This window comes from Abiotrophia defectiva ATCC 49176, assembly GCF_037041345.1.
Classification (GTDB): domain Bacteria; phylum Bacillota; class Bacilli; order Lactobacillales; family Aerococcaceae; genus Abiotrophia.
This window is the reverse complement of the sequence record NZ_CP146287.1, coordinates 1,479,468-1,503,352: the sequence shown is the minus strand read 5'-3', so window position 1 is coordinate 1,503,352 and position 23,885 is coordinate 1,479,468. Positions and strand designations below refer to the sequence as shown.

Genomic DNA, 23,885 nt, shown 5'->3' with positions numbered 1-23,885 from the left:
ATGGAGTTAGGAATCATTGAAGCTTTTGTGCGTCAACGTATGGCGCAAGATAAGACGGGGCATGATATTCAGCACCTTGAGCGTGTGGTAGCCAATGCTCAACGTTTGATGGCAGCTGAATCACAGCCCATAAAAACCTCCATTGTGCTAGCTGCCGCTTGGTTGCATGATGTCATTGATGATAAGGTGACATCGAATCCAGCTCAAGCGCGTAGAGAAGTAGCAGAGCTTCTAATACAAGCAGGCGCAACTTTACCGGAACGAGATGCTATTTTAGAAATTATGGATCGCCAGTCTTTTAGTAAAAACCTGCAAGAAAGGCAATCTCTGTCACTCGAGGGACAAATTGTGCAAGATGCAGACCGATTAGATGCCTTAGGCGCAATTGGTATCGCTCGTACCTTCTATTATGGAGGTTCACGAGGACATGATCTCTATAATGACTTGCCTCCTCGTGATTTGTCCCAGTTAAGTCAAGAAGATTATCGTCAAAATCAGAGCAGCCTTGCGCATTTTGATGAAAAATTATTAAAGTTGGCTGACTTGATGAATACTGCATCAGGCCGTGCTATAGCCCAAGATAGAACTGCTTTTATGCGCCAATACCTGGCACAATTCTGGGCTGAAATCAAAGGAGAATAATAGATGGATACACTAATCGTGAAGAAGAAAGCCAGTCAAGGGCTAAAAAAGGGCAAGGCGTTGATTCAGTTAGCTGACATCATGGAGTCAGAAGTAGCTGAGCGGCTAGCCGAAGGAAGTGTAGTAGGCTTAAAGTCGGTGACGGGGCAGTGGCTGGGACTCATGCTAGTCGGGCGCCAACAGAAGGGCTTAGGCTGGTTGTTAACTCAGAATAGTCAGCTAGACGCTAACTGGTTAGAGCAACGGGTTCAAGCTTCCTTGTCTCAGCGTCAGTCCTATTTTAACCGTTCAGACTTAACTGCCTTTCGCCTTATCAATGGAGAAGGTGATGGCTTGGGCGGGGTGACAGTGGATTGGTATGCAGGATTTATCCAGCTTAACTGGTATTCTCAAGGAATTTATCATTACCGCGATGAGCTAGTATCAGCTCTTAAAGCTCATGTTCCCGGCATCTTGGGAATCTATGAAACCCAGCGTTTTGATCAACAAGTGGCTGAACAAGCTATTAGTCACCTTGAAGGTCAGCTAGCACCCGCACCAGTCACTATTCGCGAAAATGGCATTCACTATGCCATCCATCTTGGAGAGGAATGGATGACAGGTCTCTTTTTGGATCAGCGGCAGGTGCGAGACTATATCATGCAGGGAGCTGCTGGCAAAAGTCTCTTAAACCTCTTCAGTTATACAGGTGGTTTCTCAGTAGCGGCCGCAATGGGGGGCGCAAGCAAAACCGTTAGCGTAGATGTGGCTAATCGTAGCCTAGCTAAGACCCAGGAAAACTTCGCGCTGAATGGGATAGAGACGCCTAGCCAAGCGCATGAAATTCGTGTCATGGATGTCTTCGACTATATCCGCTATGCTAAGCGAAAAGGACTGACCTTTGATCGAGTTGTATGTGACCCACCTAGTTTTGCGCGCACGAAGAAATATACCTTCTCTGCCCTTAAAAATTATGGCCAGCTTGCGGCAGATCTTTGGTGTTTGGTGGCCCCAGGTGGTCAATTAGTCTTGTCTACCAATCACTCGGCCTATCCTTTAGAACGCTTTAAAGCAGATTGCTTAGCAGCGTGTCCGGGTGCTGAACTGCAGGCTAGTTTTGGCTTGGGAGAGGATTTCCCGCGGTCAGAAGATAAGCGCAGTGACTACTTGAAAGTATTAGTCCTGGCCAAGGGGACCAAGGGCTAATTATTGTGATAAGGCGCTTTAATTTTTAGCTATTCTATGATAGAATTGTAGGGAATAGGTAGCAACCTAATTAGAGGAGGGATTTAAGATATGCAATGTCCAAACTGTGGCAAGCCAGTCAGAAGTAAGACGCACTGTGCCCGTTGTGGTTATTCATTTGCGGATAAAAAAGTGGTGAGGGAACCACATTATGAGAATGATGAAGCATTCGATTCGAATACAGTTCTGCCTCATGATGATTTACACCAGACAACGGAGTATGAAGCGTGGCGTAATACCCAAGAAATTCAGAATTTTGATTTTTCATCCCAAGATGATGAGGAAGAATTAGTTCCTGAATTCAAACCAAAACGTCGTCGTGGTTTCATGCGAGTTATCTTCAGTATTCTACAGATGGTGCTTGTTTTAATTCTTTTATTCTTGGCTTTCTTATATGGTCCGGAGTTACCTAAGTACTTACCACAAGCCTTGAATGCCGTGGGAATTAAATGGGGAAATCAAAATACTGAAACACCAACATCATCAAGCTCTAGCCAAGTAGCGCAGGAGTCCAGCAAGGAAGAATCAAGTAGTACGCCAAACCTTCAAGCCAAAAGTAAACAAGCAGATCTTTCTGCCTATCCTTTTGTGACGGTCACTTTGACTTTTGAGCAACCATTAGAGAATTTGACCCGTGATACATTCAAGTTTTCCGTAGATGGTAGCGACTTAACAGACTACTCTTTAGTCAAGGAAGCTAACAATTTAGTCTTACGTTATGTGGACCCAAGCTATCAAATTACTAAAGCAACTGGTAGTAAGGTGTCCTTGGCCATCAAGGCGGACAGCCTTAACTACACCGAACAACTTGAATATCAAACACCGGATTTAGGTCTGAGTCAAGATCAAGTGAAAGCTTTAGAGGCAGCCTTCAAGTCCGATGGTAAACAAGTCCTGGCTCTTCAAGAAGTCGGTAGCAAAGCTCCTTACTTATCAAGTACTAAGTCTAGTGACGCATCTAACCTTTTTGCATGGTTTGTATTAGCACGGACCTATCAATTGATTGATGAGAAAAAGTTTGAACTAACAACTGAAGTTGAAATTCAAGAAGCTCTCCGTGTAGGGACGGGAGAGACGGCTATGGCAACACACGCTATTGGTTCAAAGATTACTATCCAAGAATTAATTGATGCAGTAGTGGTAGCCCAAGATGCAACAGCCATGAATTACTTAATTCAACAAGTAGGTGGCGCAAATGAATTGAATCTCTGGCTTAATAGCCAAGGCTACTATTCAACAAAGATTAGTGCTAATCTAGCCTTGAATGAGGCAGGTGATATTACAGGTGTGACCACAAGTGCCTATGACTTGGCTAATTTGTTGAATCAGCTGGCCCAAGATAAGTTAGTTAATAATAAGGTGAGTGCAGCGCTTAAAGAAGCCGTTCTTAAGACTCCGGTTTCCACCAAGTTCCCAACAGATCTGAAAGATGTAACACGACGTTATGAAATGACGACACCTGATCAAGTGGGGAGTATGCACCATTATGCGGCAATTATTGAGATGAACGGAAAATCCGTGATTGTTGTAGTTCTTGGTGCACCTGGCGAAGGAGAAACCGCGAATACTAATGTGGCTTCAATCGTGAAGACCTTAGTGGAGTTTGCCCAAGGCCAAACTAATGCAACTGAATCAAGTGCTTCAAGTAGTGAATCATCAACTGCGAGCAACTCATCTGCTCCTGAGTTGCCTACTCAGGCTGAACTTAACAACCCTAACGTAGAACCTGCACCTGTTTTTGATTATTTCGATGATGATGGTGACGGTGTCCTCGATTCCACTCCACGTCAAGGACGTTGGTATTGGGATACAGGTCGCGGTACCTGGCTCTATTACTAAGATAAAAAGCTGAGACAGTAGTAATACCTGTCTCAGCTTTTTTAGTCTAAGTTGGCAAAATTCTCTAGGCCTCTTTCTTGACATGAGGATTGGGAAGCAAACGGTTGACTATAATGGCAATGGCGGAACCGATGATAGCGTCCAAGATGCGATTAGCGCCATAATCTAAGAGGTGTTCCTTGGGGGTGTTAAGGAAGACGACGAAGAAGGTAGCGCTTGAATTAACGACACTAGCGGGGTGGTTGAAAGCATTACAAAAGACGATAACTAAGAGAATCCCCAAGCTAGCACCTAAAACCCGATAGATAGGTAAGGGCAGATTCATCCAGAGGGCAATCTGAGTCAGCAGAATAGCAATCACTACACCTAACGTATTGCCGAAGAGGCGGATGCGCCCAAATTTAACAGAGGTTTCATGCTCGGTCCTCAAGGTGAAAACTGCTGCGATAGCCGCCAAAACGGCAGGTTGACGATTCAAAAGTTCGAAAAGAGTGATAGTCAAACCAACCGCAATAGTAGTCTTGAAGGTCCGCATGCCCACTTTAAAGGATTTGAGGTCGAGATTAAGTTTCATATAGGGTATCTTCCTTTGTCAGACTTTCTTAGGCTTAAGTGTATCAAAAAAAGAACTTAGGGACAAACCATTTGATAGTTCACCTAAAAGGTGTATAATAAAAGGACAAGTAATCTATTGAATGAGGTGATAAGTATGAATCAAGCTCTTATCAGTATCGTACTTAATGCAGTCAAAGAAAAATATGTAACCGAAAAGGCTTTTTATACAGATAAACTGGGTATTAGCGCACAGAGCTGGGATCGCTTCAAGAAGGGAGAACAGGGCCTGAAATATGAAAATGTTAAAATTTTGTCGACCCTTTTTACAGATTATGAATGGATGCTAGTTCAAAAGGTGGTTCGCAATGCTGAACGTCTGAGTGATGTCATGGCCAATCCAGTCAAAGAATACCAGTATCTCAAGTATCAGATAGCCCGCCGTTGGATTCATCAAGGGATGGCCCGTATGGAGTGGCACCACAGCGAACCTAATGAGGAAAGCTCAAATCGTAAATCCAACATGATGATTTTACAAGTAATTGCTGATTATCATATCTGGGGTTATAGTGATGTCTTAGAATTACGGTTACCAGGCATTATTCGTCAGCAAATTGAGGGCGATGAGATTAAACTCTTGGAATGGTTTGATAACCAATTGAATGGACAGCTGTAGTAACGATTAAGTAAATCAAATCCCAAGGAGGTGACCCATGACTAAAAGAGGTAAAAGCTACTATGCTAAAAAGAAAAAGAAGAGTAGCAAGTGGAGCTGGAAAAAAATAAAGACTCGTTGGCGCAAATTCCGCTTAGCTCTCTATCAAAAATTAGGCAAGGGAACCGTTATGGGGATTGGACTCATGCTGGTATTGTTCTTGACCTATCAAGTTATCCAAGATCGAAGCGGTCAACCTGACAACAATACTCAGATTCAACATGTTAGCCGTGAATCGTTTGTTCAAAAGTTAGTTCCTACGGCTCAACGCTTACAGAAAGAGTATGGAGTTTTGGCTAGCGTTTCCTTGGCCCAAGCCATGGTTGAGTCAGATTTCGGCCAGAGCCAGTTAGCGGCTAATTACTACAATCTCTTTGGTGTCAAAGCCGCAGCAGACGATCCTAATGGCGTGGATTTAGAGACTAAGGAGTATGTCAATAATGAGTGGGTAACAATCGTGGATCGTTTCAAAGTTTATAAATCTTGGGAGGACTCCTTGGTTAAGCATGCTGAACTAATTTTTTATGGAACTTCTTGGAACGCTAAGCAGTACCAGGCGGTCTTAGAGGCCAAGGACTATCAGTCCCAGGCTCGCGGTTTGCAGTCGTCAGGTTATGCGACGGATCCAGATTATGCTGATAAATTAATTGCAATGATTGAAGAATGGCAACTAACTCAATATGATCAATAATTTTAAAATTGTGTAGGTTTCAGTTATAAAGTATGGTAAACTAGTAAGGTGTGAATGAGATAAAGGAGGTGGCACTGTGCCAGAAAAACACTATCCAGGTGAAACAGTAGGGATAATTGGTTCTAGCATTCATGCTGCCCTTCTGGCTCAAGCGGCAGGGAAATTAGGCTACCGTGTAGCGAGCCTAGTTCTAAATCCAGATAATTTAGTGCGGCAATTTGCAACTTGGCAGACAGTGGCCGAAGCATATGATGAAGCAACCTTGAGATTTTTCGCTGGGCGGATTGATACCGTAATTGTAGAGCCGGGACTCTTGTCTAATTTGGCATTTAAGGTTTTAGCCGATATTACGGATGTTACGCTATCGGAAGACTTGCGGGCTATTGCCACAGACCGTCTGATTGAGAAGGCCTATCTAGATGAGAAACGTTGCTTGGTGGCGCCTTTTGCTATGGTGACTTCGCTAGAGGATGTCAAGGAGGCAGTGGAGTTTATCGGCTTCCCTTGCTATCTCAAATATACCCAACGGCACATTGAAGCTGTGAGCAGCCATCTCATTCTTTATAGCGAGGCTGACTATGAAGCTGCTCAAGACAAAATTGCCTTGGGAACCTGTATACTTGAGGCTTGGATTCCTAGCGAAAAAGTAGTCTCCTTGTCGGTGGTTCGGAACGAACGAGGGGAACTCCTGGTCTATCCACCATTTGAACAAGTTCAATCTAGTGCAGTGAGTGGTACGCAGGTCCGCTACCCAGTCAAACTCCATGAAGAAGTTGAGCGAGAAATCCGTCGCTTGGGGCGCTATTTAGTCGAGACTTTAGCCTTAGTGGGCTGTATGACCATTGATTTTCTGGTGACTTCTGCTGGCGTGGTCTATATTAATAGTGTTGAGATAGGCGCTAAGGACGCAGCCATGTTTACTCTAGGTGCCATGTCCTTGTCCTGTTATGAAGCCATGGTGCGCTCAGTAGTCGGATTACCTCTGCCTAGTCTAGTACCTTTGGCTGATGCGGCCATCGCCTTACCTCTAGAAGCCTTAAATGCTGAGCAGGTCATGACCCAATACATGTTACGGACTGACTGGGGCTTTGCTCTCTTCAATCCAATGGGACGTAATCCTCTGGATTTAGAAGGACAAGTCATTGTCACAGGGGAAAGTTTGGCTCATTGTCAACGTCAGATTGAGTTGACGGATATCTTGAAAAAATAAGAAATAGGTAGCCTTATGGCTACCTATTTTTGTTTATAAGTGTTAAGAAGTCATTTCTAGCCTTAAGGAAATATCCGCTAAACTTAGCCCCAGCCTTGCATTCTGAGCTAATTCACGCTAGACTAGAGAACAGGGGTTTCAGGTCCAGCCTGGAACGACAGATTGTATAAGGAGGGTTTCCATTTGGTGGAACATCAAGAAGAAAAACAACAACCTTTTCTCTATCGCTTTTTGGTAGGGATACTGATTGGCTCTGGCTTTATTGTGCCAGGGGTTAGTGGCGGGGCGCTTGCTGCTATCTTTGGAATCTATGAGCGCATTATTGGTTTCTTGGCCAACTTAACCAAGAACTTCAAAGAAAATATCCTCTATTTTATTCCGGTAGGACTAGGGGCGCTTTTCGGTATTGTCCTCTTCTCCTTTGGGGTCAGCTACCTATTAGCTAACTATGCTACTATCGTTTCTTGGTTCTTTGTCGGCTGTATCCTAGGATCCGCGCCTGCTTTATGGCGAGAAGCTGGTAAAGAAGGGCGAAGCCATAAGGACTTATGGGTGCTAGCTGGATCTTTTATCTTTGGGATTGTGCTTTTACAGTTTGGTAGCCATCTCTTTAATGGCCAAGTCGAGGCTAACTTCATTTCTTGGTTTATCTCCGGGGCGCTGATTGCTTTAGGGATTCTAGTACCTGGCCTTAGTCCATCTAACTTTATCCTTTATATGGGACTCTATGAGAAAATGGCGACAGGATTTAAGCAGTTAGACTTAGCCGTTCTGATTCCAATTGGCTTGGGTGGCTTGGCGACCATTATCTTGCTTTCTAAGCTGATTGAGCGTATTTTCCGCAGTCATTACAGTGTCTTCTTCCATTTTATTTTTGGGATTGTCCTTGCTTCAACGATTGAGATTATTCCAAGAGAGTACACTGGCTTTGGCTTGCTCCAATACCTGCTCTGCTTCCTTACTCTTTTTTTGGGGACAGGGATGGGTTGGTGGATGGCCCAGCTTGAAGAAAAATATAAGTAAAACAAAAGCCCGGGAAACCGGGCTTTTTCTTTAGGCATAGAGCTTGCGCCAATCGTAGGGAGCCAAACTTTTGACGCGTTTAAAGGCAGCAGAAAAGTTGAATTGATTGGTATAACCGACTTGCTGGGCAATAGATTGGATGGATAATTGGCGATTAGTTAGGAGCTGGCATGCAATATTCATGCGGTAGTTAAGAATAAATTGAGAAGGAGTTAAGCCCATTTCCTGTTTGAATAACTTGCTAAAGTAATTGCGATTCAGGTTGCAATGTTGTGCGATATCATCAATCGAGATAGACTCGGCAAAATGATCTTGAATAAAACGAATGGCCTCGCGAATATAAAAGTTGTGAACATCATTTTGGGGTATGAGTTGGGTGTGGTTAGAGTAACGAATCAGGGCATCCATGACTAGGTAGAGTTGGCCGATTAAGAAAGACTCATGTTGCTTAGGGTTATTAATCAGTTGCATGAGGGGGGCCATGATGTTATCTTGCACAGACTGCTGCTTAGGTTTAAAGAGATAATTAGAAGCATTAAAGCCCGCTTCCTGTAAAAAGTGCTTAGCTTTTAGCCCATTAAACTCAACCCAACAATAGGTCCAAGGGTCGGATTCATCCGCTTCATAGGCACAAATGCAGTCGGGCGTCATTAAAAAACCTTGCCCCGCAGAGAGCGTTTGTGCCTTCTGGCCTACCAGTGAAAAGCGTCCTTGGCCAGACAGAATGTAATGGAAGAGATAGTTATGGGTTTGTGTGGGTCCCATGCGATGCAAGGGGGCGCAAGCCTCGCGACCAAATTGAATAGGATAAAGTTCAATAGACGTTTTGTTGTGGAAGACATAGAATTCTGCTCGGCTCATAGGGATCCTCCTTTTCTCAATTATAGTAAACGCTTTAATAATTAGTCAAACTTTATATTCGCTAAAGCGCTATTATATATCTGAAAATCATCTTATAACTTAAAAACGAATAAAGGAAGTGACATTTAACTATTCGATGGCTTGGAATGACATGTTATAGTTAGCTTAAACAAAGTTCATTATGACAAGGACTTACTTATCAATTATTCTTGGATTAGGCAACCCTAGAAACTCATTTTTTGAAAGGAGCACATAAACAATGGAAGTTATTTTCGATAGTAGTCAACAAGTCTTCCACCTACGCAACCAGAAGCTGTCCTATCTGATTCAGTTGGAACGTTTTGGTTATGTCACTCATCTCTATTTTGGCCAGCGCTTGGAACATTACAGTGGCATAGCGGCTTATCCACGGATTCATCGCGATTTTGAAGTGGAGTCGGTCGAGTTTGGAGCAGATGTACGTGATTTCTCGGTTGGGAATTTGCTTTATGAATATAGTCAATATAATCGTGGGGATTTCCGGCACCCGGCCCTAGTCTTACGTCATGCTGATGGCTCCACGGTCAGTGATTTTCGGTATGACCGTCATGAAATTGTGGCGGGCAGTCCAACCTTGGAAGGTCTCCCTCATGCGAAAGTAGATGGAGGTCAAGAGGCCGTCACCCTCAAAATCTACCTTAAAGATGCACTTAAATCGCTAGAACTCGTCCTATCCTATACGATTTTTGAGGACCAAGCAGTAGTGGTGAGATCAGTCGCTCTTCACAATAAGGGCAGTGAGACAAGCCGGATTGAGAAAATTTCCAGTTTTCAATTGGATTTGTCGCCAAGGCAAGCAGAACTTATCCACTTAAACGGTACCTGGGCTCGGGAGCGATTCGTGGAGCGTGAGGCCATCCATCACGGCATCAAAGTTCTAGATAGTAAACGAGGAACGAGCAGCCACCACCAGAGTCCTTATGTGGCTTTAGTAGCGCCTGAGACGACTGAACATTTAGGTCAGGCTTTGGGTGCCCAGCTCATTTACAGTGGCAGCTTTGAGATGTCTGTTCAGATGGACTCCTATAATCAAATTCGGCTTCAGGCAGGCATACAATCGCTAGGATTGGATTGGGAGTTGGCTCCTGGGGAAAGCTTCCAAACTCCACAGGTTGTCTTGGCTTATAGTAATCGTGGTTTGAATGGCTTATCCCAAGCTTACCATGATTTTGTCAGTCAGCATTTGATTCCTAGTCGCTTCCGTGGTGTGGAAAGACCGATTCTCATAAATAACTGGGAGGCAACCTATTTTGACTTTGATCAACCTAGATTGCACGCCTTGATTGACCAAGCAGCAGATCTTGGGATTGAACTCTTCGTCCTAGATGATGGTTGGTTCGGCCAACGTAATCATGATAATAGTTCGCTGGGTGATTGGTTTGAACAGGAAAGTAAATTGCCACAGGGCTTGGTAGGTTTATCGGAATATGTCCATGGAAAAGGGATGAAGTTTGGACTCTGGTTTGAACCTGAGATGATTTCAGAAAATAGTAATCTCTTTCGAGAGCATCCTGAGTGGGCCATCCAGACACCCGGTCGAAGTTTGACACCTGGTCGTCAGCAGTTAGTCTTGAATATGGCCAATCCAGATGTCCGAGATAACCTATTCCAACAGATTAGCAAAATCCTGAATCAAGTACCGATTGACTATATCAAGTGGGATATGAACCGTCATCTTACTGAAGTCTATGCTCTACATTTACCTGGCCAAGCTCAGGGACAGGTAGCTCATCGTTATACTTTGGGGGTCTATGATCTCATGGAACGGTTGACTAAGGCCTATCCTCACATTCTATTCGAAAGTTGTTCAGGTGGGGGAGGTCGTTTTGACTTAGGCATTCTCGCCTATATGCCACAAACCTGGACGTCGGATAACACGGATGCTGTAGAGCGCCTGAAGATTCAGTACGGGACCTCCATGATGGTGCCGCAGCACACCATGGGAGCTCATGTATCCGCAGTGCCTAACCATCAGACACATCGTGTGACCCCTCTCGCGACTCGGGCTCAGGTCGCCTACTTTGGTGATTTTGGTTATGAGCTTGATTTAACCAAACTGCCAAAAGAAGAAGTTGAAAGCATTCGACAACAAGTGAACTTCTACAAGCAACATCGTGCTCTCTTCCAGTTTGGTCGCTTTAGTCGCCTGCTAAGTCCTTTCCAGGATAAGCTGACAGCCTGGATGGTGGTTAGCCCAGAGCAAGATCAGGCAATGGTCTTGTTGGCTCAGACTCTAACTCAAGCTTCCATGCCATTGCAGGTGCTTAAGTTACAGGACTTGCGCCCAGAAAGGCGCTATCAAGTGAAATCAGAGGAGCAAGAATTTGTCGCGACCGGGGCAGAACTGATGCAAGCAGGCTTCTATGTCTTTCCACAATTGGAGGGTGACTATGCCAGTCGACTCTACCACGTCAAGGCATTAGTAGATTAAGAATTAGACATTCAGCACCTGGTTTCAGGTGCTGTTTTTTAGGTCTTGAGGTAAAAATAAACTTCCCATTATATCATATATGATATAATGGGAAGTTTTCTTATTAGCCGTTTTCTAAGAAATACTTAAATTTTCACGCTTAGCAGTCAAAATTCATAAGAAATTCGTAATTTTCCAGTATAATAAGGGACATGAATGAAGTAATGAGGTGATCATAATGGCCAGTCAAGCAAGTTTTAGAAGCCGGCTTTGGCAAGGTTTCAAAGGCATCTGGCGGTATTACCGTGGCTGGAAATGGTTAATCCTTATCGGCATGTCAATCATGCTAGTCATGTCGACCTACTTGGTTTTTATCGCTAAGACGACCAATGTGGCTATGCTACAAGATGCACTCAAGACGGTTACGACCATCTATGATAAGAATGACCAAGAAGCTGGAACTCTGAGTGCCCAGAAGGGAACTTATATAAATTTAGACCAGATGTCTACTACTATCCGTGAAGCGGTGGTGGCAACGGAAGATAAGCGATTTTATCAGCATAACGGATTTGATGCCCAAGGGATAGGGCGGGCCCTAGTGCGATTTGTAATCAATCGCAATACTTCTGGCGGGGGCGGCTCGACCTTGACCCAGCAACTGGTTAAGAATGCCTTTTTGACCTTAGACCAGACGCTACAACGTAAGCTCAAGGAATTTTTCCTGGCCCTTGAAGTCGAAAAACAATTTAGTAAGGACCAGATTCTAGAGATGTATCTCAATCATGCCTACTTTGGTAATGGGGTCTGGGGTGTCGAAGATGCCTCGCAACGTTATTTTGGTCACTCGGCAGCTAGCCTGTCTTGGAATGAGGCAGCGGTTCTGACAGGTATTCTCAAAGGGCCATCACTCTTTAACCCTATTGATGACTACGAGGCGGCAATCGAACGCCGTAACGTAGTGGTTGGTCTCTTGGAACAGGAGTCAGTGATTGATAGTCAAACGGCGCAGTCAATTAAATCTTCGGGTATTGAACTTCATGATGCCTATGTGGCTAAGGAGCAGGACCAATATCCGGCCTATTTCGATGCGGTGTTAGATGAGGCGGTAGCTGAAACTGGGATTCCTGAAGCGGACTTGCTGGCTAAGGGCTATAAGATTTATACCTACCTTAATCCTGAATATCAAAATGCCTTGGATTCAGCCTATCAAGTGCAGGGGATTTTCCCAGATGATAATACGGGAACTCCATTAGTACAGAGCGCCTCAGTTGTGGTAGAGCCTTCAACAGGTGGTGTGATGGCCATCTACGGTGGGCGAGGTGATTACGTCCACCGTGGTTTTAACCGGGCAACTGACATGAGACGCTCGCCAGGTTCTACAATCAAGCCACTGGCGGTCTATGAGCCAGCGCTTGAGGCGGGTTATAAAATTAATAGTCAGGTGCCTGATCAGGTAAGATCCTATGGGAACAACCATTATGCACCTGAGAACTATGATCGTCAGACTGATCCATCGGGTCAAGTCCCACTTTATTATGCCTTAGCCCAAAGTAAGAACACTTCAGCTGTCTACTTGATGGATCAGTTAGGAATAGGCAAGTCAGTGCAAAAGTTAGATCAATTTGGTCTCAAGATTCAAGCTCAAGACCAACAACTCACCTTGGCCTTGGGCGCCCTCAGCCAAGGGGTATCGCCTTTGCAGATGGCTAGTGCCTATGCAGCCTTTGCCAACAAGGGGATTCGTAATGATAGCTACTTAATTCGTCAAATTAAAGACGCCAGTGGCCATATTATCTACCAGAATACTCGACCAACTAAATATATGGTAATGACACCACGAGTAGCAGCCGATATGACTAGCATGATGCTGGAAACTTATGGTGGTAATGGAACTGGTTATGGTGCCGGACCTAGTTTTGGTCAAATCGCGGGTAAAACAGGGTCAACGGAAGTATCGGACGGCAACATGGCAACTCGTGATAAATGGATGATTGGCTATACACCAGATTTTGTTATTGCTTCTTGGGTAGGCTTAGATAAGTCTGGGGAGCAATCACTGGATGATTTAATGCCTAGCGGTATGCGCCAGCTCTTCTCAATTCAGACTACTAATCTCATGTCGGCATCGCCACAGACTTCATTTGGTCTAGAAATGGCTTCGCAAATGACGACCGACACCAATCCAGTTGCTGATGCAGTTCAGCACTATAATGTTGGAGAAACCATTGATCAGGGAGCCAAATGGGTTAACCAAAATGCGGGTAACCTATGGGACGACATTGTCTTCACCACCAAGGAAGCTGTGCGTGGTGTGGGTGATTGGTGGCGCTCGATTGACTGGCCATTTTAAGCTAGATAGTTAGAGAAAGCAGGGGCCTCGGTCCTTGCTTTTTGCTGGCTAGGGGGATAAAATAGAAAATGAGTTTTGTGTCTTAAATTCTATGATGCGCTTGTCTTATTAGGTCCCTCTGCAGGCCTATTTATTAGCTTAATGAATCCAAAATTTTGAAGTTGAAGGAGTCTCGTTATGACCTTACGAAGTAAATTAGCGACCGGAGTAGGTCGCTTAACCCGCTGGGCTCTCACGACCTTTACCAGTGGTGGTTCTAGCCTACCTGGTAAATTAGCCCTAGCCCTGGATCCAAATCTTCTAGCCGAGTTGGCAAAGAACTATGATGTCGTCATTATTACGGGTACAAATGGTAAAACCTTGACCACAGCTTTGACAGTCCATGCCTTGGCCCAGTCTTACGACCACATACTGACTAATCCAACAGGTTCTAATATGAAGCAAGGGATTGTGTCCACCTTTTTATCTGCACCAGCCTTACCTAAAGGGCAACGAGGTGTAGCTGTTCTGGAAGTCGATGAAGGCTCCCTTAAACACGTGGTTAAGGCCCTAGCTCCTAAGGCTTTTGTCCACACCAACGTCTTTCGAGATCAAATGGACCGTTATGGTGAAATCTATACTATTTATAAACTCATGGCGGACGCTGCTAAGCAGGTGCCAGAAGCGACTGTGATTGCCAATGGAGACTCTCCTCTATTTAATTCAGTGGCTTTGCCTAATCGTCGAGTATACTTTGGTTTTGACCATGAAGAGGACCATGAGGTAACGCCCCACTATAATACGGATGGTATTCTCTGCCCAGAATGTCAGCATATCCTTCGCTATCACAGCAATACTTATGCCAACTTAGGGAAATACTATTGCCCGCATTGTGGCTTCAAACGTCCAGATTTAAATTATCGCGTGACGGCTCTGGAAGAATTAGCGCTGACTCATTCGCGTTTTGCCATTGAAGGACATGAATACGCTATTCCAGTAGCAGGGCTCTATAATATCTATAATGCCTTAGCAGCCTATAGTGTGGCTCGTGAATTTGGTGTGTCTCCTGAGGCCATTGAAGCTGGCTTTAAGCAAGCAGAGCGGGTGTTCGGCCGTCAAGAGTTCTTTCAAGTAGGGGATAAGAAAGTCCTTCTTAACTTGGTTAAGAATCCAGTCGGATTGGATCAAGTTTTAGCACTTATTAAATTGGATCCAGAGCCTTATAACTTAGTGGCCATTCTCAATAACCGCTATGCAGATGGAACAGATGTCAGCTGGATTTGGGATGGTCATTATGAACAGATGGTTGATTTCCCAATTCAAGAAGTTTATACAGCAGGGATGCGGGTTAAGGATATGACCAAGCGTCTTGAGGTAGCAGGGCTTGATTCAGAGCGTATCCATGAGCTAGATAGCCTTGAGGCGGTTGTTGCGGCTATCGAAGCGAGCACGACACCTCATATTCATATCTTGGCTACCTATACCGCCATGTTAGATTTACGTAAATTACTAGTAGCCAAGGGCTACCTGAAACAATAAAACGGGAGGGCTAGATTGAATGAAAACTTTACGAATCTGCCATCTCTATGGCAATCTCTTGAATACCTATGGAGATAACGGTAATCTCCTCATGTTACAGTATCATGCTAAACAAGCCGGCTATCAAGTAGAAACAAAATTGGTCAGTCTAGGTGATGATTTTAAGGCGGATGACTACGATATCGTCTTTATTGGTGGTGGGCAGGATTACGAGCAGGGGATTATTGCGCGCGATATTGGCCGTCTAAAGGATGAATTAGAGCGTTATATTGAATCAGATGGCGTCTTGCTTGCCATTTGTGGTGGCTTCCAATTTTTGGGTCAATACTATATGACAGCAGAAGGGCAGAAAATTGAATGCCTAGGTATTTTTCCACATAAGACAGAACGCCAAGAAGGCACTCGCTTCATCGGAGATATTGAAATCTATGATGAAGTCAATCAAGTGACTTATTATGGCTTTGAAAATCATAATGGGGTGACCACACTAGGTCCCAATCAAGCACCGCTTGGTCGCGTAGTGACCGGTCATGGGAACAATGGCCAAGACAAAACCGAGGGTATGCACTATCGCAATACTTATGGTAGCTATTTCCACGGCCCGCTTCTAGTACGGAATGAAGGTTTAGCAAAACATTTGGTGGCATTGGCTATTGCCAATAATGAAGCTAAGAAGGCTTCAAAAGTCTAAGCCAGCTATAAAGGATTAAAGAGAGACTAGTTGCCTAGTCTCTTTTCTTGTGCCTTAAGTAAGAGGTGATGGCGGACCTCTGAAGAAATTTCACAAACATAATCTCAGGATGTAGGTAATTAAATGAGAAGTTCGTGATAACTAGTTACTAGCTTTGACTTCTGTGTTTGTCCATCTAAGGATTATTTTCAGAAAAATGAAAAACTACCTTGCAATAAGATTAGAAATACGTTAAAATTATGGCATCCTAAAAAGAAAAGAGGTATCTCTATGACGAATGAAAAGACCAAATCGTCTGCCTATAATTTTATAAACAATGTATTGAATGGGACAGCCATTGCTATCGTAGTAGCTTTGATTCCTAATGCAGTCTTGAAGGCGGCGCTCACAGCCCTTCAGAGCAATTACCCTGCTATTAAGCCATATTTAGTGGACTACTTAAATATTATTACCATCTTCCAGTTCTTCATTCCTGTTATGGCCGGGTTCTTGATTGCACATCAATTCAATATGAAGCCAATGCAGATGATTGCGGTCGGTGGGGCTACCTTTATCGGGTCTGGTGCTTGGAAAGCGGTTGAAGCAACCATCGGTGACAAGACAGGCCAAATCTTCCAACTTGCCGGGACAGGAGATTTGATTAATGCTATGGTAACGGCAGCTCTTGCGGTAGCTGTCATCCAGTTAGTGGGCCACCATTTTGGTGCCTTAGAAATTATCCTCTTACCAATTGTGGTAGGTTCCGGAGTCGGTTTACTTGGTTACAAGCTCCTTCCATATGTTAAACAAGTGACAGATACGATTGGTCACGTAATTGAAACCTTCGTACAATATCAACCTTTCGTAATGAGTATCTTGATTTGTATGTCTTTTGCTATCTTAATCTTAACTCCAATTTCAACCGTCGCAATCGGCTTAGCTATTTCATTATCTGGCCTATCAGCTGGGGCGGCCTCTATGGGGGTCGGGACTACGGCTCTATACTTAGTCTGGGCAACTCATAAGAAGAATAAGCCAGGTGTTCCAACAGCAATTGCTTTGGGGGCTATGAAAATGATGATGCCTAACTATCTGACTCATCCAATTATGTCAGCCGGGCTTCTCTTATCTTCAGCTATTACAGCTGTTTTGGTTCCAGTCTTTAACTTGACAGGGACACCACAAACCTCTGGTTTCGGTTTAGTTGGTTTGGTTGGCCCAATTGCTTCCTTACCAAGTTTAGGAAATAACTTCTTGCTCATGCTCCTCATCTGGGTGGCTGTGCCAGCAGTGGTAACTTTCCTAGTTCACTTCCTCTTCACCAAAGTCTTGAAACTCTATGATGAAGAAATTTTCGTATTCAAAGGTTCTAACTAATCTCATTATTATATTGGAGGAATAGACAATGACAACACCAGAACAAATGGATTGGAATAACTTAGGTTTTGGCTATACCGATACGGGCAAACGTTACCGTGCATACTACCGTAATGGTGCTTGGGAAAAGGGCGGCATTACAGAAGATGCCACCATTACCATGAGTGAAGCGGCTAACGTTTTACACTATGGTCAAACATGTTTTGAAGGTTTGAAGGCTTACCGCACCAAATCTGGTGAAATCAACCTTTTCCGCGTTGATCAAAATGCGGCGCGTATGCGCCGTTCTGCTGAGCGTCTCTTGATGCCGGCCTACCCAGAGGATTGGTTTGTTGAAGCAGTTAAAGAAGTGGTAGCAGCTAATGCGGATTGGGTGCCACCTTATGAATCAGGCGCGACACTTTATATCCGTCCTTTCCTCATCGGCTTGGGCGCATCAATTGGGGTTTCACCTGCAGATGAATACCTCTTCGGAATTTATGTATCTCCTGTAGGTGCCTACTTCAAGGGTGGCTTAACTCCAAGTAACTTTGTTGTATCGGATTATGACCGTGCAGCGCCACAAGGGACAGGGGCTGCTAAGGTAGCGGGTAACTATGCTGCCAGCCTCTATCCAGGTAAGAAGGCTAAATTAGATGGATATACTGACGCTATCTATTTGGACCCAGCAACCAAGACTAAGATTGAGGAAGTTGGGGCAGCTAACTTCTTCGGGATTACTAAGGATAACAAATTCGTTACGCCATTATCTCCTTCTATCTTGCCATCTATTACCAAGTATTCACTCTTATACTTAGCCAAAGAACGCTTGGGCTTGGAAGTAGAAGAAGGCGATGTGTATGTTGATCAATTAGATCAATACGTAGAAGCTGGTGCTTGTGGGACGGCTGCCGTTATCAGCCCAGTTGGCTCAATCACAGTTGGTGATAGGAAGTATGTCTTCCATTCTGAAACAGAAGTGGGGCCCATCACTAAACGTCTTTATGATGAATTAGTGGGCATCCAATACGGAGATGTTGAAGCTCCAGAAGGCTGGATTCAAAAAGTACCAGTTAAATAATCAGGATTAAGGGGCAGGAACTCAAGTTCCTGCCTTTTTGTTATGGAAAAATTATAGGTTCAGAAGAATAGAATTTCAGATGGGTTGAGCTAGCTAGCTTTGCTGATTCTTTGATTGACTATTGAGCTCTTTTCCCTTATCATTACTAGTTGGGACAGTGAAATTTGCGCTTAAAAATACCCAAGAAAGGATGCTTAGTGTGGCACAGTTTTATTTTAAGTATGGCGCCATGAATAGTGGGAAATCGATTGAGATTATTAAGGTGGCCCATAACTACGAAGAACAAAATAAACCGGTTGAACTTTTTACCAGTGCCATTGATACGCGCGTTGATATAGGAATTGTCAATAGTCGGGCAGGTTTCCAACGCCAAGCCACGCCTATTACAGAGGACATGGACCTATTTGAGACCATTAAGGATTTGACGCCTAAGCGTTACTGCATTTTAATTGACGAATCGCAATTTCTCAGCAAAGAACACATTTTGCAGCTAGCGCGAGTAGTGGATGAACTTGATATTCCAGTCATGTGCTTTGGCCTTAAAAATGACTTTACCAATGAACTTTTTGAAGGGTCAAAATATCTCTTGCTCTACGCTGATAAGATTGAAGAAATTAAAACCATCTGTTGGTTCTGCCACCGCAAGGCCATAATGAATTTGCGGATTTCAGATGGCAAGCCTGTTTATCAAGGTGAACAAATTCAAATCGGAGGCAACGAGTCTTACTACCCGGTTTGCCGTCGCTGTTACAAGAATCCCGGATTAATTAAGTAAAGGAGACCACTATGTTTGAACAATTGGATGCCCTCATTTTTCGTTTTGAGGAATTACACGAATTACTCAGTGACCCAGAAGTCATCTCGGACTCCAAACGTTTGCGGGAACTGACCATTGAAGAATCGGACTTGAGCCCTAAGGTAGCAAAGATCAAACGCTACAAGCAGGTCCAACAAGAAATTAAAGATACCGAAGATATGCTAGGTGAAGGCTTAGACGCTGATATGGCTGAATTGGCTAAAATGGAATTGGCGGAATTAAAGGCTGAAAAACCTCGTCTAGAAGAAGAAATTAAAGTCATGATGTTGCCTGAAGACCCAAATGATGGTAAAAACATCATCATGGAAATCCGTGGGGCAGCGGGTGGGGACGAAGCGCAACTCTTTGCTGGTGACCTTCTCAATATGTATACGCGATATGCTGATAGCCAAGGTTGGAAGGTAGAAGTCTTAGACGCCAATATTACTGGGATTGGGGGCTATAAGGAAGTCAGCCTCATGATTACTGGGCATAAGGTTTATAGCAAGCTTAAGTTTGAGAACGGAGCCCACCGTGTTCAAAGGGTACCCGAGACGGAATCTCAAGGCCGCGTGCACACCTCTACCGCAACTGTAGTCGTGATGCCTGAAGCTGAAGAAGTCGACTTAGACCTCAAGGATGCTGATATCCGGGTAGATATCTATCATGCTAGTGGGGCCGGTGGTCAGCACGTCAACAAGACTGCCTCAGCGGTTCGTTTGACTCACTTGCCAACTGGGGTGGTCGTTGCGATGCAAGATGAGCGGAGCCAACTTAAGAACCGGGAGAAGGCCATGAAGGTCTTGCGTGCTCGTGTCTATGATATGCTCCAATCAGAAGCTCAGGCAGAATATGATTCTAACCGTAAATTAGCTGTCGGTACTGGTGACCGTTCTGAACGGATTCGGACCTACAACTACCCACAAAACCGGGTAACTGACCACCGCATTGGCTTAACTATTCAACAACTCGATGCCATTATGTCGGGGAAATTAGATGAAATTATCGACGGGTTAGTTCTCTTTGACCAAACCCAAAAATTGGAGGAGCTCAATGGCCCTCAAATCTAATGCAAGCCTGGCTGAAGTACTCAAGAGTGCTTCAGTTTTTTTGGAAGAAAGAGGTTTTGATGGTAGTCTGGCCCAGTCATATTGGCTGCGGGTTTTCGATTGGACTCTAACTGATTTGGTCAGACAGCTTCATCAAGTCCCTAACCAGGAGGACTATGAGGCCTTTCAAGAGGTTTTAAATCGCCTAGTGACACATGAGCCCTTGCAGTATATTTTGGGTTATGAAGACTTTGATGGTCACCGTTTTAAGGTGACACCTGCCGTCTTAATTCCCCGAGAAGATACGGCAGGCATCTTAGATTTAGCGGCCACCTGGTTAGAAAAGCATCCAGATGCTAGTCAAGCTCTGGATTTAGGGACGGGATCTGGTATTCTAGCTATTAGCTTGGCTTTGCGCCATCCACAACTTCAATTGACCGCGGGCGATTTATCGCCTGAAGCCTTAGCTATTGCCAAAGAAAATGGCATAAATCTTCAGGCCACTGTTAATTGGTTGGTGACGGATGTCTGTCAAGACTTGCCTCAAGATCGAACCTACGATTTAGTAGTATCAAATCCTCCTTATATTAGTGAGACAGAATTAGATTTAATGGATGAGTCGGTTAAACGTTATGAGCCATCTATGGCATTGTTTGCTGAGCAAGGTGGCTTGGCTTTCTATCGCCAACTGGCTAAGCAAATTGGGTCCTATCTCAAGCCGAGTGCTTGCTTGATTCTAGAGATTGGTTTCCGACAAGGTCAGAAGGTCGTGGACATTTTTCGTCGAGCCTTCCCACAAGCCAAGGTTAGTTGCCATCAGGATTTGAATGGCCGAGACCGCTATGTCCAAGTAGAGATTAATGAATGAAAGGAGATGACCGCCTAAAATGTTAACCAAGAAATTTCGTTTGGGAGAATTGGATGAAGCGGCCGCTCTCTTAAGAAGAGGAGAGCTAGTCGCCTTTCCTACCGAGACAGTTTATGGTTTAGGCGCCATCGCGACTAAGGAACAAGCAGTTGCTAAGGTCTTTCAAGCAAAAGGTCGTCCTAGTGATAACCCACTCATTGTTCATGTCAAGGATGCACAACAAGTCTTTGACTACGCGGCAGAGGTGCCTAAATTGGCTAAGGATTTAATGGAGCGCTTTTGGCCGGGTCCTTTGACCATTATTTTGCCTGTTAAGCCTGGTGTTTTTCCGGCAAACGTTAATAATGGCCAAGAAACGGTTGCTTTCCGCATGCCAAATCAACAGTCGGCCTTACGCCTAATTGACTTAGTAGGGACGCCTTTAGTTGGTCCGAGTGCCAATTTATCAGGTAAACCTAGCCCTACAAGTGTCGATCATGTCATGCAAGACTTTGATGGCCTGATTGCGGGCGTAGTGGCTGGCGATACGGATCAAGCCCAAATTGGTGTTGAATCGACAGTAGTCCGTCCTATGGCTAACCGATTGGTAATTCTCCGCCCGGGTGCAATCACTCAGTCCATGTTGGCTCAAGTGTGCCCAAACGTTCAAGAATTCTCAGTAGCAGAGCAATTAGCTGCCCCTCAGCTCCAGTCACCAGGCGTTAAGTATCGCCACTATAGCCCTAAACAAGAAGTTTATTTGTTTGAGTCCACTGAAGATAGAGCTAGACTTCGGGCTAAGCTAGTGGCCAAGGGTGGGGAAGTCGGGCTATTGGCGGATGATTCAATCATTCAGGCCTTGGGTCATCAGAGTCCAGTTGTGGCAACTTATTCCTTAGGTCAGCCTCATGATGCGGTCAGTGCGACGCGTCAACTATATGCCGGATTACGGGCCTTAGAAGCGAGTGGCTGTGATTGGATTTTAGTGCAGGCAACCTTAGATTCAGAAAAATATCATGCCTATATGAATCGGTTGAACAAAGCAGCCACAAGTATGTTATAATAGGAAGCAGAACATAGGTTGGCGGGAGTCAACCAATAAGGAGGTTACCTATGACTGAGAGATTACATGATGCCTTGGTTTTTGATACTATTGAACGTGAAGAACGGCGACAATTAGAAGGAATTGAATTGATTGCCTCAGAGAACTTTGTTTCACCTGCAGTCCTTAAGGCGCAAGGAAGTGTCTTAACCAACAAGTATGCTGAAGGCTATCCTGGCCGACGCTATTATGGTGGCTGTGAATACATTGATGTCATTGAACAAGCAGCGATTGATCGAGCGAAAGAACTTTTTGGTGCGGAATACGCCAACGTACAACCCCACTCTGGTTCATCTGCCAACCTTGCTGTTTACCGAGCTTTCCTCAATGTTGGAGACCGTGTCTTGGGCATGGATTTATCACAAGGTGGCCACTTAACTCATGGTTCGCCTGTTAATTTCTCTGGCCAGTCTTATGAGATGCATGCTTATGGTGTAGACCCTGTTACTGAATTGATTGATTATCAGGCACTGGAAGCCCAAGCTGAAGCTGTCAAACCTAAGATGATTATTGCAGGAGCATCTGCTTATTCTCGGACCATTGATTTTAAACGTATTGGTCAAATTGCTAAGAAAGTAGGGGCTATCTACTTTGTGGATATGGCCCATATTGCTGGCTTAGTTGCGGCAGGTCTCCATCCTAACCCAGTGCCTTATGCGGATGTGGTAACAACGACGACCCATAAAACCTTACGGGGCCCTCGTGGTGGCTTGATTTTAGCTAAGGCCCAGTATGCTAAACAACTCAATATGGCCATCTTCCCAGGTATTCAAGGGGGACCTCTGGAGCATGTGGTAGCAGCTAAGGCTGTTGCCCTCTTAGAAGCTTTGCAACCAAGTTTTAAGACTTATGCAGCGCAGGTGATTAAGAACGCTCAAGCCATGGTGGAGGTTTTCTTAGACAGCCCTCTACGGGTTGTGTCTGGTGGAACTGATAATCACCTCTTTAATCTCGATGTGACACCACTAGGTGTGACAGGGAAAGAAGCCCAAGAGCGTTTGGATCAGGTAGGGATTACCGTTAACAAGAATTCGATTCCTAACGACAGCCGTTCCTTCATTGATCCAAGTGGTATTCGAATAGGGACATCTGCTATTACAACGCGTGGCATGAAAGAAGCGCAAGCTCAGACTGTTGCCCGTCTGATTCTCAAGACTTTAACAGCTTCTGACGACCAATTGGTGGCTATCCGCCAAGAAGTCAAAGAACTCGTTGCAGGCTTACCACTTTATCAAGCTTAAATTGATTGACTCAGAAAAGGAGAGACTAAGATGGCAAAATGCGTCGTAATTAATCACCCGCTAATTCAGCACAAACTAACCATTATTCGTGATAAAAACACTTCTACCAAGGCCTTCCGCGAAGTCACCAATGAAATTTCTATGCTGATGGCCTATGAGATTACACGGGATTTACCAGTAGAAGATGTGGTCATCGAGACGCCATTGGTTGAGACCACTCAGAAGCGGATTGCTGGTAAGAAAATGGCGATTATTCCAATCCTAAGAGCTGGCTTGGGCATGGTCGACGGGATTTTGGACTTAGTGCCTGCTGCACGTGTGGGGCATATTGGTCTCTATCGTGACCACGAAACCCTAGAGCCAATTGAGTACTTTGCTAAATTACCACAAGATATCGAAGAACGTCATGTCTTTGTGGTGGATCCAATGTTAGCGACAGGTGGTTCAGCGATTGCTGCGCTAGACCTTCTGATGAAAAAGTATGGCGTCAAGCCAGAAAATATCACCTTTTCTTGTTTAGTTGCTGCACCAGAAGGGGTAGCAGCTTTACAGGCGGCGCATCCAGATGTGGATATCTATATGGCGGCGCTAGATGAACGCCTCAATGAGCACGGCTATATCTTGCCAGGGCTTGGAGATGCGGGTGACCGTATTTTTGGTACTAAATAA

Annotated in this window: 21 protein-coding genes; 19 read left to right on the top strand and 2 right to left on the bottom strand. The window is 44.6% G+C overall.

The annotated features are described in order from the left end of the window. The 3 genes from V7R82_RS07005 to V7R82_RS06995 all read left to right on the top strand — a co-directional run bounded on the left by V7R82_RS07005 (window position 1) and on the right by V7R82_RS06995 (window position 3,705). Entirely contained in the window at window positions 1-642 is a 642-nt protein-coding gene (locus tag V7R82_RS07005; RefSeq protein ID WP_291429381.1) for an HD domain-containing protein, read from the top strand. 3 nt (window positions 643-645) lie between these two features. Beyond that, window positions 646-1,827, top strand: a complete 1,182-nt coding sequence (locus V7R82_RS07000) for a class I SAM-dependent rRNA methyltransferase (RefSeq protein WP_338542138.1) — start codon at window positions 646-648, stop codon at window positions 1,825-1,827. A 90-nt stretch (window positions 1,828-1,917) separates the two neighbouring features. Beyond that, window positions 1,918-3,705, top strand: coding sequence for a serine hydrolase (locus tag V7R82_RS06995; protein WP_306485940.1), 1,788 nt, complete (start codon window positions 1,918-1,920; stop codon window positions 3,703-3,705). A 64-nt stretch (window positions 3,706-3,769) separates the two neighbouring features. Here the strand turns inward: V7R82_RS06995 and V7R82_RS06990 are convergent, their stop codons facing one another. Then, window positions 3,770-4,279, bottom strand: a complete 510-nt coding sequence (locus V7R82_RS06990; RefSeq protein WP_070755221.1) for an FUSC family protein — start codon at window positions 4,277-4,279, stop codon at window positions 3,770-3,772. A 135-nt stretch (window positions 4,280-4,414) separates the two neighbouring features. Here V7R82_RS06990 and V7R82_RS06985 point away from each other — a divergent pair, with 135 nt between their 5' ends. The 4 genes from V7R82_RS06985 to V7R82_RS06970 all read left to right on the top strand — a co-directional run bounded on the left by V7R82_RS06985 (window position 4,415) and on the right by V7R82_RS06970 (window position 7,896). After that, window positions 4,415-4,933 carry a hypothetical protein gene (locus V7R82_RS06985; RefSeq protein ID WP_070755222.1) on the top strand — a complete coding sequence of 173 codons (519 nt, stop codon included), beginning with the start codon at window positions 4,415-4,417 and terminating at the stop codon, window positions 4,931-4,933. Window positions 4,934-4,970: 37 nt separating this feature from the next. Continuing rightward, window positions 4,971-5,663: a glycoside hydrolase family 73 protein gene (locus tag V7R82_RS06980; RefSeq protein ID WP_311464952.1), complete on the top strand. Its 693-nt coding sequence runs from the start codon at window positions 4,971-4,973 to the stop codon at window positions 5,661-5,663. A 76-nt stretch (window positions 5,664-5,739) separates the two neighbouring features. Further along, on the top strand, window positions 5,740-6,873 hold the full coding sequence (locus V7R82_RS06975) for an ATP-grasp domain-containing protein (RefSeq protein ID WP_070755224.1): 1,134 nt from the start codon (window positions 5,740-5,742) through the stop codon (window positions 6,871-6,873). 186 nt (window positions 6,874-7,059) lie between these two features. Beyond that, entirely contained in the window at window positions 7,060-7,896 is an 837-nt protein-coding gene (locus tag V7R82_RS06970; protein ID WP_338542133.1) for a DUF368 domain-containing protein, read from the top strand. 30 nt (window positions 7,897-7,926) lie between these two features. Here the strand turns inward: V7R82_RS06970 and V7R82_RS06965 are convergent, their stop codons facing one another. Next, window positions 7,927-8,757, bottom strand: a complete 831-nt coding sequence (locus tag V7R82_RS06965; RefSeq protein ID WP_338542132.1) for an AraC family transcriptional regulator — start codon at window positions 8,755-8,757, stop codon at window positions 7,927-7,929. Between the two features lie 259 nt (window positions 8,758-9,016). Here V7R82_RS06965 and V7R82_RS06960 point away from each other — a divergent pair, with 259 nt between their 5' ends. The 12 genes from V7R82_RS06960 to upp all read left to right on the top strand — a co-directional run bounded on the left by V7R82_RS06960 (window position 9,017) and on the right by upp (window position 23,885). Beyond that, on the top strand, window positions 9,017-11,227 hold the full coding sequence (locus V7R82_RS06960) for an alpha-galactosidase (RefSeq protein WP_338542130.1): 2,211 nt from the start codon (window positions 9,017-9,019) through the stop codon (window positions 11,225-11,227). 217 nt (window positions 11,228-11,444) lie between these two features. Beyond that, on the top strand, window positions 11,445-13,556 hold the full coding sequence (locus V7R82_RS06955; RefSeq protein ID WP_338542128.1) for a PBP1A family penicillin-binding protein: 2,112 nt from the start codon (window positions 11,445-11,447) through the stop codon (window positions 13,554-13,556). Between the two features lie 177 nt (window positions 13,557-13,733). Continuing rightward, window positions 13,734-15,074 (top strand): Mur ligase family protein, encoded by a 1,341-nt coding sequence (locus V7R82_RS06950; RefSeq protein ID WP_338542126.1) that lies wholly within the window; start codon window positions 13,734-13,736, stop codon window positions 15,072-15,074. Window positions 15,075-15,093: 19 nt separating this feature from the next. Further along, on the top strand, window positions 15,094-15,765 hold the full coding sequence (locus V7R82_RS06945) for an adenosylcobyric acid synthase (protein WP_338542124.1): 672 nt from the start codon (window positions 15,094-15,096) through the stop codon (window positions 15,763-15,765). 264 nt (window positions 15,766-16,029) lie between these two features. Further along, the gene (locus V7R82_RS06940) at window positions 16,030-17,121 is read left to right on the top strand and encodes a PTS transporter subunit IIC (RefSeq protein ID WP_311465576.1); all 1,092 of its coding nucleotides are present in this window, start codon (window positions 16,030-16,032) and stop codon (window positions 17,119-17,121) included. 28 nt (window positions 17,122-17,149) lie between these two features. After that, window positions 17,150-18,181 carry a branched-chain amino acid aminotransferase gene (locus tag V7R82_RS06935; protein WP_338542123.1) on the top strand — a complete coding sequence of 344 codons (1,032 nt, stop codon included), beginning with the start codon at window positions 17,150-17,152 and terminating at the stop codon, window positions 18,179-18,181. Window positions 18,182-18,380: 199 nt separating this feature from the next. Continuing rightward, the gene (locus V7R82_RS06930) at window positions 18,381-18,956 is read left to right on the top strand and encodes a thymidine kinase (protein WP_070755230.1); all 576 of its coding nucleotides are present in this window, start codon (window positions 18,381-18,383) and stop codon (window positions 18,954-18,956) included. Between the two features lie 11 nt (window positions 18,957-18,967). Beyond that, on the top strand, window positions 18,968-20,047 hold the full coding sequence (gene prfA, locus V7R82_RS06925) for a peptide chain release factor 1 (RefSeq protein ID WP_070755231.1): 1,080 nt from the start codon (window positions 18,968-18,970) through the stop codon (window positions 20,045-20,047). Further along, entirely contained in the window at window positions 20,031-20,894 is an 864-nt protein-coding gene (gene prmC / locus V7R82_RS06920; protein WP_338542120.1) for a peptide chain release factor N(5)-glutamine methyltransferase, read from the top strand. Before prfA ends, prmC begins: the two co-directional genes overlap by 17 nt. A gap of 19 nt (window positions 20,895-20,913) precedes the next feature. Beyond that, window positions 20,914-21,936, top strand: coding sequence for an L-threonylcarbamoyladenylate synthase (locus tag V7R82_RS06915; RefSeq protein ID WP_338542118.1), 1,023 nt, complete (start codon window positions 20,914-20,916; stop codon window positions 21,934-21,936). A 50-nt stretch (window positions 21,937-21,986) separates the two neighbouring features. After that, window positions 21,987-23,216, top strand: coding sequence for a serine hydroxymethyltransferase (gene glyA / locus V7R82_RS06910; RefSeq protein WP_338542116.1), 1,230 nt, complete (start codon window positions 21,987-21,989; stop codon window positions 23,214-23,216). Between the two features lie 30 nt (window positions 23,217-23,246). Next, window positions 23,247-23,885, top strand: coding sequence for a uracil phosphoribosyltransferase (gene upp, locus V7R82_RS06905; RefSeq protein WP_070755235.1), 639 nt, complete (start codon window positions 23,247-23,249; stop codon window positions 23,883-23,885).

Excerpts from the sequence above, each read along its gene's own strand:
- V7R82_RS07005 (WP_291429381.1), top strand. The coding sequence starts at position 1 with ATGGAGTTAGGAATCATTGAAGCTTTTGTGCGTCAACGTATGGCGCAA.
- V7R82_RS07000 (WP_338542138.1), top strand. The coding sequence starts at position 646 with ATGGATACACTAATCGTGAAGAAGAAAGCCAGTCAAGGGCTAAAAAAG.
- V7R82_RS06995 (WP_306485940.1), top strand. The coding sequence starts at position 1,918 with ATGCAATGTCCAAACTGTGGCAAGCCAGTCAGAAGTAAGACGCACTGT.
- V7R82_RS06990 (WP_070755221.1), bottom strand. The coding sequence starts at position 4,279 with ATGAAACTTAATCTCGACCTCAAATCCTTTAAAGTGGGCATGCGGACC.
- V7R82_RS06985 (WP_070755222.1), top strand. The coding sequence starts at position 4,415 with ATGAATCAAGCTCTTATCAGTATCGTACTTAATGCAGTCAAAGAAAAA.
- V7R82_RS06980 (WP_311464952.1), top strand. The coding sequence starts at position 4,971 with ATGACTAAAAGAGGTAAAAGCTACTATGCTAAAAAGAAAAAGAAGAGT.
- V7R82_RS06965 (WP_338542132.1), bottom strand. The coding sequence starts at position 8,757 with ATGAGCCGAGCAGAATTCTATGTCTTCCACAACAAAACGTCTATTGAA.
- V7R82_RS06960 (WP_338542130.1), top strand. The coding sequence starts at position 9,017 with ATGGAAGTTATTTTCGATAGTAGTCAACAAGTCTTCCACCTACGCAAC.
- V7R82_RS06955 (WP_338542128.1), top strand. The coding sequence starts at position 11,445 with ATGGCCAGTCAAGCAAGTTTTAGAAGCCGGCTTTGGCAAGGTTTCAAA.
- V7R82_RS06950 (WP_338542126.1), top strand. The coding sequence starts at position 13,734 with ATGACCTTACGAAGTAAATTAGCGACCGGAGTAGGTCGCTTAACCCGC.
- V7R82_RS06945 (WP_338542124.1), top strand. The coding sequence starts at position 15,094 with ATGAAAACTTTACGAATCTGCCATCTCTATGGCAATCTCTTGAATACC.
- V7R82_RS06935 (WP_338542123.1), top strand. The coding sequence starts at position 17,150 with ATGACAACACCAGAACAAATGGATTGGAATAACTTAGGTTTTGGCTAT.
- prfA (WP_070755231.1), top strand. The coding sequence starts at position 18,968 with ATGTTTGAACAATTGGATGCCCTCATTTTTCGTTTTGAGGAATTACAC.
- prmC (WP_338542120.1), top strand. The coding sequence starts at position 20,031 with ATGGCCCTCAAATCTAATGCAAGCCTGGCTGAAGTACTCAAGAGTGCT.
- V7R82_RS06915 (WP_338542118.1), top strand. The coding sequence starts at position 20,914 with ATGTTAACCAAGAAATTTCGTTTGGGAGAATTGGATGAAGCGGCCGCT.
- glyA (WP_338542116.1), top strand. The coding sequence starts at position 21,987 with ATGACTGAGAGATTACATGATGCCTTGGTTTTTGATACTATTGAACGT.
- upp (WP_070755235.1), top strand. The coding sequence starts at position 23,247 with ATGGCAAAATGCGTCGTAATTAATCACCCGCTAATTCAGCACAAACTA.